Raw genomic sequence first — 14,720 nt, forward strand, 5'->3', positions numbered from 1 at the left:
TTTGCGAACCGGGTAACGATGAAGCAGCTCGTGGCAGCCTTGTTGTGCAGCTTGTTGCTGAGCTCGCTGGTCGTGGCTCAGCAGCCGCCACGGCCCCCTGCGCTGCGGGCTGTCAAGCCGGCGGCACCTGCGCCGGCGGCCGCCAAGCCGGGCGCAGTCGCCCCGAATGCGCCGCCGGACGCACCGCCCGAAAACGCGCCGGCCGCTGAAACCCCTGCCGCCGGTGCCGAAGCGACTGAGCCGGCCGAGCAAGATCACCGCCGCATTTACGAGTACGACCCGTTCGACCAGGTCGTACTCAAGGACCCCAAAGGCGCGGTGGTGAAGATCCAGCTTCTGCCGTCGCGCAAGCCGATCGTGGGCAAGGGACCGCAGGACAAGCTCATTGTCCGGCTCTACGACGATTTCGAAACCGAGTACGAAATCCTTTGGAAGGACATCGAACGCGTCGACCTGTTCGAGCAGATGATTCTCGCCGAAGCCGCGCGGCTGCTGGGGGAAAAGAATTTTGATGCTGCCTTCGACTACCTCCGTTACCTGCGCAAAAACTACCCGACGATGCCGGAACTAGAGCCGTTGATCCAGGAATTCTTGCTGGCCGAGGCCGACGAAGCCTTAGCCGCCAACGACCTGGAGCGCTGCTTCGCACTGTTGAGCGAGCTGGATGCCCGCGGCCAGGGAAATCCGAAGCTCCCCGACGCCTTTGGGCGCGTCGTCGATCGGCTGATCGGCGATCGCGTCAAGGAAGGCCAGCCCGAGTTGGCCCGGGGTATCTTGGCGCGCTTTTCCGTGCGGTTCGGCGGGCATCCCGTGGCGGAAAAATGGCGGCAAACGTTCGAAGGCCGAGCCTCGAAATTGGCGGCCGAGGCGTTGGCCAGCTTGAGCGCCGGCGACACCCGGCAGGCATTGAGCCAGGCGCTAGCGGCCGTCGAAATCTGGCCACAGGCGCCGGCCGCGCGCGAGGCGATGGAAAAGGTCCATGCTGCTTATCCGCTGGTGGCGATCGGCGTGCTGGAGCCTTGGCGCCGAGATGCCGACCCCTTGGTCGACGGCGCGTCGCGCCGTGTAAGACGGTTGATTCATCGGCCGCTGTTCGAGTTGGACGGTGTCGGCGCCGAAGGAGGACGTTACGGCTGTCCTTGGGGTGAGGCGAATCGCACCGATTTGGGCCTGGGGATCGCCCTCCGGCTCCGGAGCGACGTGCATTGGTCGGACGGTTCGGCGCTGACCAGTTTTCAGCTCGCGCGGCACCTGCTCGGCTTGGCCGACCGCCGCGATCCGCTGTACAACGCCGAGCTTTCGCAGCTCTTGGCGGGCGTCGATGCTACCGACGCGACGCATCTGCAATTGCGCTTCCGCCGGGCGCATGTGTTGCCCGAGGCGCTACTCGATGGAATGCTCACGCGCCGCGATGGTGCGCAAGGCGTCCAAACCGGTCCGCTGGTCGTCAAGCAGCGCGCCGCCGAAGAACTCACGCTGGCCATGCTGCCGGGCGTGGCGCAAACGGGTCCTCATGAGATCGTCGAGCGCACGTTCACCAAGGGGGCGTCGGCCATCGATGCCCTGTTGCGCGGCGAGATCGCGGCGCTGGCTGAGATCAACCCCTGGGACGTGCAGTTGCTTGCCGGCCGCAGCGACATTACGGTCGCCGCATACGCCTGGCCTACGGTCCATTGCCTCGTACCCAATGTGGCCCGCCCGCTGGGCGGCAATCGCACCTTCCGGCGAGCGTTGGCGTATGTGATCAATCGCGAGTCAATTTTACGCCAATACCTGCTGCGCGGTCGCGAAGACCCGAGTAGCATGGTCGTCAGCGGTCCCTTCGTCCGGGGCACGTCGTTCGACGATGCCCGCGGTTATGCAAATAACGACCAGATCGCCCCGCGGGCCAGCGATCCTCAACTTGCGTTGACCCTGGCTTCGGTCGGCATTCTGCAGGCGTATCCGCCCGCGCCGGCCGAAGAGACGACGGCGGCCGCGCCGGCTGGCGACACGTCTTTACCGGACGCAGCCGCGGCGCAAGATGCGCCGGCCGAGCCAGGCGCGCCCGGCAACAAGCCGTCGGGACCCAAGCCAAAGCTGGTGCTGGTTTATCCCCCCACCGAAGTCGCGCGAACCGCCTGCAATGCGATGGTGCGCTACTTGCAGCTCTTGGGTGTGAATGTCGAGCTGCGGGAACTCGAGCCGCAAGGCGAGTTACCCGACGATTGGGATTTTCGGTATTGCGAGCTAGCGGCCTGGGAGCCGGTCGTCGACGCGGTCCGCCTGTTCGGGCCCGGTGGCGTCGCCGCCGGGGTGAGCCCCTACATGGAACTGGCCTTGCGCGAATTGTCCCTGGCCGAAGATTGGAGCACCGCGCGGCGCTTGTTGCTCGAAATTCACCGCCGCATCCACGACGACGTGGCGATTGTTCCCCTGTGGCAGTTGACGAACCATTGTGCCTGGCACAAACGGCTCCAGGGTATCGGCGAGCAGCCGGTGACGCTCTATCAGCATGTCGAGTCTTGGCAAGTTGCCCCATGGTATCCCCCCGACGTCGAAGTCTTTTGAGCCTGGGCACCGCGGTCCTGGCGCTGGTACTCGACTGTTACGGGTCGGGCGGTGCCCGTGCCCAGGTGCCAGGGTTGCCGCCCACTACGTGGGAGCGATCGGCCTACCGCGTGCAGCTCGTGGTGCTGATCGATCCGACGGTCGGGATTTCGTCGGACGGCGCCAGCGCGCTGACCACCCGGATCGTCGAACGCGTCGCGGCGCTTGTCGGCGCGCGCTGGGAACTTCAGCTCGGCGTGTGCCCCCCGTTGTTGCGTGCGGCGCTCGGACCGCAATTGGCCGAAGTCGCCTATGAAGCGTTGCCTCCCGAGTTGCGCGCAGGCGACAAGGTCGTGTTCTTGCAGATCGCGCAGCACCAGGGCACACCGGTCGTGTCGGTCCGCGAGTTCGATGTGCGCACGCAGACCTGGTCGCCGCCCCCGGTGGCGCAACCGGTCGAGGCCGCGCAGTTGGTCGACCGCGCCGTAGTCGCGGTGATTGCCGCGGTGCGGACGGTGGCGCGCGTTGACGATGCGGAGATCAAATCGGCCAACCTCACGCTCATGGGTTGCGAGCTGTTGGCGCGCGATCCGAGCATGTTGGCCGTACCGCCAGGTACGGTGTTGCAGTCGTTCGTGCGTTTCAACGATCGCAACGGCCAGGCACGGCGCATCATGCCGATCGAGTGGACGTACCTGACCGTGGCCGAGGCCAGCGAGCGAACGCTCCGATGCGATGTCTACAGCGGAGTTCGCGGCGCGCTGACCGTGAAGACGCGCGGTCGTGTCGAAAAGCTGGCCATCGTGGTGCCGCCGCCGGTCGGCGGGACGCGGCTGCGGCTGGTGGCGCGCGATCAACGCGCCGACCCACTCGCGGGATACGAGGTCTACGCCCATGCGCCAGGTGAGCGCGAAACTACGCTCCTTGGGCGCACCGACGGCGACGGCAGCATCTGGGTCGAGGCGGCCGAGTCGCCGCTGCGCGTGTTGCTGGTCAAGAGTGGCGGCGAGTTCATGGCCCGCTTGCCGATCGTGCCTGGCAAAGAGCCCTTGCTCCAGGCACTGGTGCCCGACGATCGCGAACGCCTGCGCGCCGAGGGCGTGATCATCGGCCTCCAAGAAGGCCTGGTCGATCTCGTGGCGCAGCGCGCGGTGCTGGTCATCCGCATCCAGTCCATGCTCGACGCGGGCAACGTCGAGGCCGCAACCAAGCTGTTGGAGAGTCTCCGGAAACTGCGAAACCAACAGGAACAGTACTCCCTGTTCTTGCGCCAGCAGCGTCAAGCCATTGTGTCGCGCGACCCGGCGATTCAGCGCAAGATCGAGCTGTTGTTTGCCGACACGGAAAAGCTGATGACCAACTATTTCGATCCGCGGCCGCTCGACGAGATTGAGTCGTCGGTCTTGCGAGCCCGCAGCGTCGCCCCAGCCAACAGCGAGGCCGCGCAGGCGGCGGCGACGGCTCCAGCCGGTTCTTGACGCTTGCTGCCCCGGTCACAGCAATGACGACAGCACGACCCATGCGAGTACGATCGCAGCGCTCGCGCCGCCCACGGCCAAGGCCGCCAGCATGGCCGGCGGGAATCCAAAAATCAGCCGGGGCCCCTCGACTACGGCCGACTTTTCCCCGTCGCTGACCGTCTCTTCGCTGGCCAGGGAGATGGGATGCGTCGTACGCAGCGCTCCCGGCACCGGGGACAACACGTCAGCACCGGCCTGCATGCCCGGCGCACGCGCTACGCCCGCCACATCGTCGGGCAGCAGCACTCCGCCGGGCTGGGTGTCGTCGACCTGGGCCGAGCCCGAACCGGAAGACGTTTCGTTGGCGTCCGGGTTGGTCGCCGGCGGAATGACGATGGCCGAGACGGTTTGCGGCGTCCAGGGGCCGAGCCGGGTGACGACCTCACCCGCCGTGCGGATGCGCAGCTTCGGGTCCTTGACCATCATCGACCAGATCACGTCGACAAATTCGGCGCTCAACTCCGGGCTCAAGCGGCGCGGGTCCAGGGGCTGCAATTGGCAATGCGCGCGGGCCTTCTCTTTCACCGAACCCCCGGGAAACGGCACCTTGCCAGTGGCGGCGTAATAGAGCGTGCAGCCCAAGGCGTAAATGTCGCCCGCCGGCGACAATGTTTGGGGCGCCGTGATCGATTCGGGGGCGAGATAGTCCGCTGTGCCCACGATCTTGCCACCGGGCGAATAGCCCTCTTCATTTTCGGTGCAGAATTCGACCAGCCCAAGGTCGGACAGCTTGGCGACGCCGTCATCGCGCACGAGCAGGTTGCCGGGCTTCACGTCGCGGTGAATGAGCCCCAGGCTGTGCGCGTGCGCGAGCCCCTGGGCCGCCTGCGAGACAATCGAAGCGGCCTGCATCATCGACAGCCTGCCGGAGAGCCGCACCAGCCGGCGCAGGTCGGTTCCCGGTACATACTCGGTGACCAGGTAGTGGACGTTGCCGTCGAAGCCGGCGTCGTAAGCGCGTACGAGGTTGGGGTGATCGAGCCGCGCCTGGGCACGCACCTCGCGGCGAAACGCGGCCTCGGCCTCGGGTGTCGACTTGTGCCGGGGCAGGACCTTGACCGCCACCATGCGGCCCATCACCACGTGCTCGGCCAGAAACACCTGGCCCATGCCGCCTTGGCCGATCGCGTCGATGATCCGATACGAGCCCAGGTTGAACTTCGCGCGACCGACGAGCAGCTGCGAGGCCTGCCACGAATTGAGCTTGCCCGATTCGACCAGGCGCTGAGCCCATTGCTTGTGCAGCTCTGGCGCGGCCAGTTCATCGACGAACGGCACCAGGGCCCGTAACTCTTCGCGGGCCAGGTCGACGTCGGTGGGCGCAACCAGGCCGCTCGATAGCACGCAGGCGCGAAAATCGAATTCGCTCGTAGTGGCCACCGGGCACCGATCCTCAGCCGCGAGCGCAAGGCACGAGCCTTGAGCTTGGTTACCCCTTTGCTCCCCTGGGAGTAAGCCTACTCCCGTCGGCGCACGGGCGCCAAGCAATCGGACAGCCGCCGGGCGATGGGCTTGGCGAGCCCCTACTCGGCGTCGTCACGAACCCCAAATTCGCTCCAGTACGCTGGCAGGGGAGCCGTCCAGGACAGCGTCTCGTCGCGGACCGGGTGGCGCAATGTCAGGCGTCGCGCGTGAAGGGCGATCCCGGCCGGAAAAGTCCGGCGACTGCCATATTTGCGGTCGCCCAACAGGGGGAAGCCGTGCTGGGAAAACTGCACCCGAATTTGATGCTTGCGGCCCGTATGCGGGCGGATTTCGACGAGCGCTGCGCGAGGCAATCGTACCAGTCGCCGAAACTCGAGCACCGCGTCGCGCGCCCCCGCGCGATCGGCCGCCACGCTGCGCACGGCACGGCGATGACCGGGCGCATAGACCCAATCGCGCAGCTCGCCCGCGGCCGGTTCGAACGACGGCTCGACCAGCCCCCAGTAGATCTTTTCGACGGTTCGTTGGCGAAACTGTTCGGTCAATCGCGACGCCGCTTTCGAAGTCTTGGCAATGACGACCACGCCCGAAACCAAAGTGTCGAGTCGGCTGACGATGCCCAAGTAGACGTTGCCAGGCTTTTCGTAGCGGAGGCGCAGATCTTCCTTGGCCCAGGCGATGAGACTGGGCCGATCCGCCTCGACGCCCATGGTGGGCAGACCGACCGGCTTGTTGACGACCAGCAGATGATTGTCTTCGTACAGGATCGTCGGCACAGCTGGGATCATATGGCTGTTTTACGGGGCACCATCGCGGCCTACAATGCCGCCCGCGATCTCCATACTCGAGCGATATCAGGCAGCGGCCGTGGCGGAAGCACCGTTGGACAAGTCAACGCGTTTGGTTCTCGCGTCGAGTTCGCCGCGGCGCCGTGAACTGCTCACCGCTGCGGGTTACCAGTTCGACGTAGTCGAGCCTCACCCAGAGGCCGAATGCGGCGTGTGCAGTGGCGAGTCTCCTCCAGAGCTCGTGGCCCGGCTGGCACTGCAAAAGGCCCGCGATGTAGTGCGGCGCGTGCCCCGCGGTTTGATTGTCGCTTGCGATACGGTGGCCGAGTGCCACGGCCAGGTGCTCGGCAAACCGGCGCACGAAGCCCATGCGCGCCAGATGCTGCAGACACTCCGTGGGCGCGAGCACCGCGTCTACAGCGGGTTGTGTGTGTGGCGCGCACCCGTTTCCGAGCCACTGGTTCGCGTGGCGCGGACGACGCTCGTCATGGACCCGCTGTCGGACGAACAGATCGAGCAGTACCTTGCCACCGGGTTGTGGGAAGGGAAAGCGGGGGCCTTCGGCTACCAGGACGGCATCGATTGGGTACACGTCATCTCCGGCAGCGAGTCGAACGTGGTGGGGCTGCCGATGGAGCTACTGGCTGAAATGCTGGCAGCGCTGGATTGATAGCAGGTGGCGCAACTGCTGCGCGCAGCATCCTCAAATCGATTTAACGATCATGCCGGCTCGCCGTGCAGGTCGAAACAACAGGTATCTGGCCATTGACCCGGTCCAGATCTCGCCTCGCTGCCCGCCTGCTTCTTGCCCGCCGACCCTCAATCGATCATGCCCACGTTGCTCTGCCGCCGCAGAGGCACCTGGTTTTGTTCCGGTATCTGGTTGTGGAGCTGTGCGCTCTGCTTGCCGGCCGGTTCTCTGCGTGCAGCGCCGCCCTTTGCACCACCGTCGAGTCCGGGGCAAGCTTCCGATCGCGCGCCCGCTGCGCCGCCCGCGCCAGCCGGTTCCGCCCCCGCGGCTGCGCCGGAGAATGTTGCTCCAGGTGGTCGGCAAGCCGCGCTCACCCTGCCCCAAGCCCAAAGCCTGGCGCTGGGCAGTCATCCTCGGCTGCGCAACGCCGCCGCCTCGGTCCAAGCGGCAGGCGGGCGCGCCTGGCAAGCGGGGGCATATCCGAACCCTTCGGTCTTCTCGGCATCGCCGCAGTGGTCAGGCGCTCAGAGTCAATACAACGTCTACCTTCAGCAGACCTTGGTTACGGCCAACAAACTGCGCCTCGACCAGGCGGCCGCCGTGCGAGAAGTGAACCAGGCTCAATTTGCTTGGACCCGCGCACATTTCGATGTACTCACGGGCGTGCGCGGGGCGTTCTATACGCTGCTCGTCGAGCAGCAGCGTGTTTCCGTGAACCACCGCCTGGTCGAGCTCACCAGCCGGTCGTACGAGTTGGCCGAGCGGATGCTCAAGAGCCAAGAGATCAGCCGGCAGGACGTCCTGCCGTTCGGCATCGAACGCGACCGCGCCCGATTGGCGCTGCTGGGGGCCGAAACTGCGGTCATCCAAGCGCGCCGCGAGCTGGCGGTCGCGATGGGCATTCCGCAGCTCGAGATCGGCGCGATTAACGGCGATCTGGCCGCTCCCCTGCCCCGCTTCGATCTCGCCGCGCTGCAACAGACCGTGGCGGCCAATCATGCCGATGTTGGTGCGGCCCGTGCGGCCGTGTCGCGCAACATGTTTCGGCTCGCGCGTGCTCGTGCCGAGCCGATTCCCGATCTCGTCTTTCAGGGCGGCTACCAGCGCCAGATCGAGCCTGCCCAAGATCAGGCGCTGTTCCAGGTCGGCATGGTGGTGCCCCTTTGGAATCGCAATCAGGGCGCCATCACGGCGGCGCAAGCCGAGGTGGCAGCCGCGCGCGCCGACACGCTACGGTGGCAGCTCGATCTGGCGCAACAGGTCGCCGACGCCTGGTCGGCCTATGAGATCGCCACCCAGCAGGTCGAGACGTTTCAGCGTCAAGTACTGCCCAAGGCCATGGAGTCGGTGCGGCTGCAGCAGCAGCGCCTGGCTCGGGGCGAAGGCGACGTGATCGGACTGGTTTCAAGTCAGCGGACGCTAGCGGACGTTGAATTGGCCGCCCTGAACGCCCAGCAGAATCGCTGGCAAAGTGCAATTGTCATTGCCGACCTGCTGCAGCTCGAAAGGTTTCCTTGAACGACCTTCGAAAGCCCGGCCACCATGTCGTGGTGGGAATAAACCGGGCTCGCTCCGGCTCTACTAGTTTTGAGAGCCGGCCGTGATGGCCCGGGGCGATGCCGGCCAAACGTGGAGGTAATGATCGGGCAAGCTCCTCGGAGTGCGTCGCGCGCTCCTGCGAAGGAAACCAAGCGATGAAAAAGTGGATGTTGTGTTTGACCATGGTTGCCGCCATGGGCGCCGGCGTTGTCGGATGCCAAAAGCAGTCGGCCGAAACGGAACAGGCCGTAAAAGAAGCCACCGACGCTGCCAAGGACGCCGCCGAAGCAGGCGCCAAGGCAGTTGAAAAGGCCGGCGAAGCCGCCGCCACGGCGGCCGAGGACGCCGCCAAAGCCGCTGCCGCGGCAACCGAGCAGGCCGCCGACGCCGCCGCGGATGCGACCAAGAACGCCGCCGATGCTGCCGCCGAAGCGACGAAGAATGCCGCCGAAGCCGCGACAGCCCCCGCGACTCCGTAAGCAACGCAAGTCATGGCCAGGGGCAACTGGCCTGATTGCCGGCCGAGACGTCTTCGTACTCTCGACTCGTGATCACGCACGGCGACCGCCGCAAGCAATACGCTTCCGGCGGTCGCAGTCGTTTTCCAGGGGCGCGGCAAGCGCACCTTCGCCCGCCTTGCCGCCTCCTCCGTGCGATCGCCAGCACGCCAGCGCCTGCATATCGGGCTGCCCGCGGCGCGGGGGCTCGGGGATTACTTGGCCGCTGGCTCGGCCAGGGCATCGATCACTTTCTCGCGCAGCGAGACGACATAGTCGCGCGTGGAGGGCATGAACTGCGTCATGGCGATGCAGACCATTTCTTCGCGCGGCGTGACCCAAAACTGCGTGCTGGCAGCGCCACCCCACCCGTACTCGCCCAGGGTCGTGTCGGGTTCGTTCTCGGCCACACTCACGCGCACCGCGACGCCGAGCCCGAAGCCCATGTGATCGAGCTTGACGGGCCCTAGCCCGATCGGGACGAGCGACTCGGGCAGGTGGTTTTGCGTCATCAAGTCGACGGTTTCCGGTTTCAGGACGCGAGCGCCTTCGAGTTGGCCGCGATTGAGCATCATCTGCGCGAAGCGCAAGTAGTCGTCGGCCGAGGAGACCAGCCCGCCGCCCCCCGAGAGCAAGACGGCCGGCTTGGCAAAAGTGCTTGTCGCAGGCGAATCAATGGGCGCGAGCTTGCCGTCCTTGCGGCCGTAGTTCGCGGTCAATCGATCGAGCTTTTCGGCCGGCACCGTAAAGAACGTGTCGGACATCTTGAGCGGCTGAAAGATCCGCTCGTTGAAAAACTCGTCGAGCGTTTTGCCTGAGAGCACTTCGATCAGCCGACCTTGGACGTCGACGGCGATGCTATACATCCACCGTTCGCCGGGCTGCGCCGCCAACGGCAGTTTGACGAGCTTTTCGACCATCGTGTCGAGCTTGTGACCACGGTCGAGCACCTGTTCCTTGACGTACATGCCATCCACCGGGGTGGCCGGAAACAGTCCATAGGCCAGGCCCGCGGTGTGGCGCATCAAATCGCGGATCGTGATCGGGCGTGCGAGCGGTACCGTCTTGATCTGGCCGTTTTCGCGACCGGCGTAAACCTGGACATTGGCGAACCCGGGGAGGAACTTGGAGACCGGATCGTCGAGCTCGAAGCGACCCTCGTCGTAGAGCGTCATCAGGGCGGCCGTGGTGATGGGTTTCGTCATCGAATAGATGCGGAACAGTGCGTCGCGGCGCATCGGCTTGCCGGCCTCGCGGTCCATTTGTCCGTAGGTGCCGACCTGCACGACCTTGCCGCGGCGGGCGATCAGCGTCAGCACCCCGGCGAGTTTCTCTTCGTCGACATAGGCCTGCATCGCGGCGTCGATCGCCTGGAGTTCGTCGGCCTCGAGTCCGACGTCGGCCGGCCGGGCCGTCGGCAACGCATCAGCGCCGAGGGCAGAACAGACCCAAGGGCCAAGGGCCGGCGCGATCGCGCAGACCAGCACCAGGCGAACGGCCAGCGAGCTGAGGACAGTCCTAATCATGTGCTGTACTCCGACATGTGCCCCGCGCGAGTTGCGAACGGGCGATCATCCGCGGCTGCGGCGCGCGGCATCCATCGCGCGATCATTGTGCCGGATGACGACCACTCAGGACAACTTGCGCGATGCGGCCGGGAAATGGACATCCCAGGCGAATCACGGTTGTGCGCGAAATCCTGCACGGCAGCGCTGTGCGCGTGAGACGTGCGCACGAAAAAAGCCTGCCGCGAACCCGAAGGCTCGCGGCAGGCTGATTGAATAAATCCGGCAACACCTACTCTCGCACTTTTGGTACTACCATCGGCTCGGAAAGCTTAACTACCGTGTTCGGAATGGGAACGGGTGTGGCCTTTCCGATCTGGTCACCGGAAAATCGCCCGGTCCGCGTTGAAGCGGAACCGGGCGCGAAATGGTTGTGGCAAAACGTGACATCCGAGCGGTGCTTGGTGCGCGTCGCGGAAGATGACTGCGACGGCGTTGGGCACCGCATGGCAGCTCCACGTGCGGCGACCGAATGCGGGCAGCATTCAGGATCGCGTGCAGGGAGAGCGTTGGATCAACGTGGCCAAGCGTTCGTCCGTTAGTACCGGTTAGCTGAGTGCATTGCTGCGCTTACACCTCCGGCCTATCAACCTGGTAGTCTTCCAGGGGACTTCAACGAGACCTAATCTTGGAGCGGGCTTCACGCTTATATGCTTTCAGCGTTTATCCTTTCCGTTCATAGCTATCCAGCCGTGCCGCTAGCGCGACAACTGGGACACCAGAGGAACGTCCTCCCAAATCCTCTCGTACTAAAGGAGAACCTCCGCAAGTCTCGAACGCCCACAGCAGATAGGGACCGACCTGTCTCGCGACGGTCTGAACCCAGCTCACGTACCACTTTCATTGGCGAACAGCCAAACCCTTGGGAGCTTCTTCACCCCCAGGATGTGATGAGCCGACATCGAGGTGCCAAACCGCTTCGCCGCTATGGACGCTCGGAAGCGATAAGCCTGTTATCCCCGGAGTACCTTTTATCTGATGAGCGACGGCCTTTCCATCCAGCACCGCCGGATCACTAAGCCCTACTTTCGTACCTGCTCGACTGATAAGTCTCGCAGTCAAGCACCCTTTTACCTTTGCGCTCGAAGCCTGATTGCCAACCAGGCTGAGGGTACCATTGGGCTCCTCCGTTACTCTTTCGGAGGAGACCGCCCCAGTCAAACTGCCCAACTGACACTGTTCCCCGCCCGGATTCACGGGACGGGGTTAGAATTGCAGTAGGTTCAGGGTGGTATTTCACCGTTGGCTCCCCGACGACTGGCGTCGCCGGTTCACAGCCTCCCACCTATCCTACACAGAACATACCAAAACCCAATATCAGCCTGCAGTGAAGGTTCACGGGGTCTTTCCGTCTAACTGCGGGTACGTGGCATCTTCACCACGGCTACAATTTCACCGGGTCACTGGTTGAGACAGTGCTTCAGTCGTTACGCCATTCATGCAGGTCGGAACTTACCCGACAAGGAACTTCGCTACCTTAGGACCGTCATAGTTACGGCCGCCGTTAACCGGGGCTTCGGTCGCGAGCTTCGCCTTACGGCTAACCCTCTTCCTTAACCTACCGGCACAGGGCAGGCGTCAGACTCTATACATCCTCTTACGAGTTCGCAGAGTCCTGTGTTTTTGATAAACAGTCGCTGAAGCCGATTTACTGTGGCCCCCAATAGCGTGAACCATCAGGGGCACCCCTTATCGCGAACTTACGGGGTCAATTTGCAGAGTTCCTTAACCAGTGTTCTCCCGAGCGCCTTAGACTTCTCGTCTCGCCTACCTGTGTCAGTTTTAGTACGGTCGATTGGGTTTTAACCCTTAGAGGATTTTCTTGGACGTCTTTCGGATGACTTCCCGAACATAAACGCGGTCGGTCCCGCCACGAGGCTGATGAGGGCGGATTTACCTTTCCCTCACCCCGCAACGGTCCACGGACATTTCTAGTCGTACCGCTCACCCTACGGACGCCGTCTCCCCATCGGTTCACCCAACCGGCGCAGGAATGTTGACCTGCTGTCCATCGTCTACGCCTTTCGGCCTCGACTAAGGTACCGGCTAACCCTGGGCGGATTTACCTTCCCCAGGAAACCTTAGGCTTTCGGCGAGCAGGATTCTCACCTGCTTTATCGTTACTCATTCCGGCATAATCACCTGGAGGCCCCGACACCGTTCCTTGCGGTACGGCTTGTTTCTGACCTCCAGCGCTCTCCTACCACGATATAAATCGTCCACTGCTTCGGTGTAGAACTTACTCCCGTTCATTATTGGCGCAGAACTGCTCGACCAGTAAGCTTTTACGCACTTTTTAAATGGTGGCTGCTTCTAAGCCAACATCCTGGCTGTCTCAGCAATTCAACTTCCTTTGTGACTAAGTTCTACTTGGGGACCTTAGCAGATGGTCTGGGTTGTTTCCCTCTCGACCGCGAAGCTTATCCCTCGCGGACTGACTCCCGAGATAAACGCACCGGTATTCGGAGTTTGGTTCAGCAGGGTAGTCTGGGAAGACCCCCTATCCGATTCAGTATCTCTACCCCCGGTACGTAGTGGCTCGAGGCTAGCCCTAAAGCTATTTCGGAGAGAACGAGCTATCTCTGCGTTTGATTACACTTTCAGTCCTCCCCACAAGTCATCCCACCGGTTTTCAACCCAGATGGGTTCGGTCCTCCACGCGGTATAACCCGCGATTCAACCTGCTCATGGGTAGATCACGCAGTTTCGCGTCTACCACTGACGACCAATAACGCCCTATTCAGACTCGGTTTCCCTAAGGCTTCGGCCCGGAAGGCCTTAACCAAGCCGTCAACGGTAACTCGCCGGATCATTATGCAAAAGGCACGCCGTCACACGTTGCTCCGAAGAGCCATAGTGCTCCGACCGCTTGTAGGCACATGGTTTCAGGTTCACTTTCCTCCCCTAGCAGGGGTTCTTCTCATCTTTCGCTCGCGCTACTTGTTCACTATCGGTCGTCAGGGAGTATTTAGCCTTACGGGATGGTCCCCGTAGATTCGGTCGAGGTTCCACGTGACTCGACTTACTCAGGTACCTCTCGGGAGGCAATCAACTTTCATGTACGGGGCTGTCACCCTCTTTGGCCCGCCGTTCCCAATGCGGTTCCACTAGTCGATTGCTTTGTGACTCCCATGTGAGAGGCCCTACAACCCCGCGGAGGAAAACCTCCGCGGTTTGGGCTATTTCCCGTTCGCTCGCCGCTACTGAGGAAATCGATTTTTCTTTCTTCTCCTACCGGTACTGAGATGTTTCAGTTCCCGGCGTTTGCCACGTACGCCTATGGATTCAGCGCACGTCAGTTCGGGAATCTCGGGATCAACGCTCGTTTGACAGCTTCCCCGAGCTTTTCGCAGTCTTCCACGCCCTTCCAAGCCTCCTGACGCCAAGACATCCCCCATGCGCCCTTAGTAGCTTGACCACATTGATCCAACCCTCTCGTCGGCCGCTCAGCAATCGTTCGACAAGCGAACGCTGCCTTGCAGCTCTCAAGCCGGCAGATCGGTGGTTGCTACTTGATCGGCCAGGTTGTAGACGGTTCGTAGGAGCAATGCCCCTTCGCTACGCCTTCACCCGGCATGATCCAGTAACGATTCCAGATCCAAATCTTCTTCGTTCGTCGTCCACCCAAGTCCTGCCGCCCGTGAAGCGAACCCCACGCTTGGCCGGTCCTGGGCAGAGATGAAATCAAAGGCCATGAAGAGCACGCACCATGACCCCTAGCAAAGGGTCCGGGGCGCCTCTTCGCGAGATGCCACATCTTGCCACAACCAAATTGTCAAAGATCAGCCACGCTTGGCCCGGCCGATTTGCACATCAGCCTGGCTCGGCGATCTACCCAGTGGGCAGGGGGCGAATCCCAGTTCGCCGTCGAGGGACCCCATTCATCGGCCACTCAATCGGCGGGACTTGAACCCGGCCTCCGACCACTCACTTCCCACCCCGGCTCCCGCTCCGCAAGACCACCGCAGCTTGCCGTAAACGGCTGCTGCCGGCTTGCCGCAAGTTGAGTCATCGTAGCGGCTTAGGGACGCTAACCAAACTCTCAATCCCCCAAGGGAGCCCGTAATCCTATCGCTTCGGTCAACTGCTGTCAAATGGCTTTCAGCTTCACAGCAGACGGGCCATGCGACGTGCAGAATCACGCGGCGAGTCCTGAATGTTACAAG

Annotated in this window: 8 protein-coding genes and 2 rRNA genes; 5 read left to right on the plus strand and 5 right to left on the minus strand. The window is 63.2% G+C overall.

Annotated elements, in window-relative coordinates:
- Positions 1–18: 18 nt before the first annotated feature.
- On the plus strand, positions 19–2,550 hold the full coding sequence (locus tag K1X74_09025; protein ID MBX7166480.1) for a hypothetical protein: 2,532 nt from the start codon (positions 19–21) through the stop codon (positions 2,548–2,550).
- Positions 2,547–4,007 carry a hypothetical protein gene (locus K1X74_09030; GenBank protein ID MBX7166481.1) on the plus strand — a complete coding sequence of 487 codons (1,461 nt, stop codon included), beginning with the start codon at positions 2,547–2,549 and terminating at the stop codon, positions 4,005–4,007. The genes K1X74_09025 and K1X74_09030 overlap by 4 nt, the downstream gene beginning before the upstream one ends.
- A gap of 15 nt (positions 4,008–4,022) precedes the next feature.
- On the opposite strand, the gene K1X74_09035 is transcribed toward K1X74_09030, so the two are convergent.
- Both K1X74_09035 and K1X74_09040 read right to left on the minus strand, forming a co-directional pair.
- Positions 4,023–5,393, minus strand: a complete 1,371-nt coding sequence (locus K1X74_09035) for a serine/threonine protein kinase (protein ID MBX7166482.1) — start codon at positions 5,391–5,393, stop codon at positions 4,023–4,025.
- 179 nt (positions 5,394–5,572) lie between these two features.
- Positions 5,573–6,262 (minus strand): RluA family pseudouridine synthase, encoded by a 690-nt coding sequence (locus K1X74_09040; protein MBX7166483.1) that lies wholly within the window; start codon positions 6,260–6,262, stop codon positions 5,573–5,575.
- Positions 6,263–6,296: 34 nt separating this feature from the next.
- On the opposite strand from K1X74_09040, the gene K1X74_09045 reads away from it, so the two are divergent.
- From K1X74_09045 to K1X74_09055, 3 genes are all read left to right on the plus strand, one after another.
- Positions 6,297–6,932 carry a Maf family protein gene (locus K1X74_09045; GenBank protein ID MBX7166484.1) on the plus strand — a complete coding sequence of 212 codons (636 nt, stop codon included), beginning with the start codon at positions 6,297–6,299 and terminating at the stop codon, positions 6,930–6,932.
- Between the two features lie 234 nt (positions 6,933–7,166).
- Positions 7,167–8,471, plus strand: coding sequence for a TolC family protein (locus tag K1X74_09050; protein MBX7166485.1), 1,305 nt, complete (start codon positions 7,167–7,169; stop codon positions 8,469–8,471).
- A 98-nt stretch (positions 8,472–8,569) separates the two neighbouring features.
- Entirely contained in the window at positions 8,570–8,971 is a 402-nt protein-coding gene (locus K1X74_09055) for a hypothetical protein (protein ID MBX7166486.1), read from the plus strand.
- A gap of 233 nt (positions 8,972–9,204) precedes the next feature.
- Here K1X74_09055 and K1X74_09060 read toward each other — a convergent pair whose 3' ends face one another.
- The 3 genes from K1X74_09060 to K1X74_09070 all read right to left on the minus strand — a co-directional run bounded on the left by K1X74_09060 (position 9,205) and on the right by K1X74_09070 (position 13,972).
- Positions 9,205–10,515 (minus strand): beta-lactamase family protein, encoded by a 1,311-nt coding sequence (locus K1X74_09060; protein ID MBX7166487.1) that lies wholly within the window; start codon positions 10,513–10,515, stop codon positions 9,205–9,207.
- A 259-nt stretch (positions 10,516–10,774) separates the two neighbouring features.
- A 5S ribosomal RNA gene (rrf, locus tag K1X74_09065) occupies positions 10,775–10,882 on the minus strand.
- Between the two features lie 191 nt (positions 10,883–11,073).
- Positions 11,074–13,972 (minus strand): 23S ribosomal RNA (locus K1X74_09070).
- Between the last annotated feature and the right edge of the window lie 748 nt (positions 13,973–14,720).

It is taken from the genome of Pirellulales bacterium, assembly GCA_019694435.1.
In the GTDB taxonomy this organism is placed as follows: Bacteria; Planctomycetota; Planctomycetia; order Pirellulales; family JAEUIK01; genus JAIBBZ01.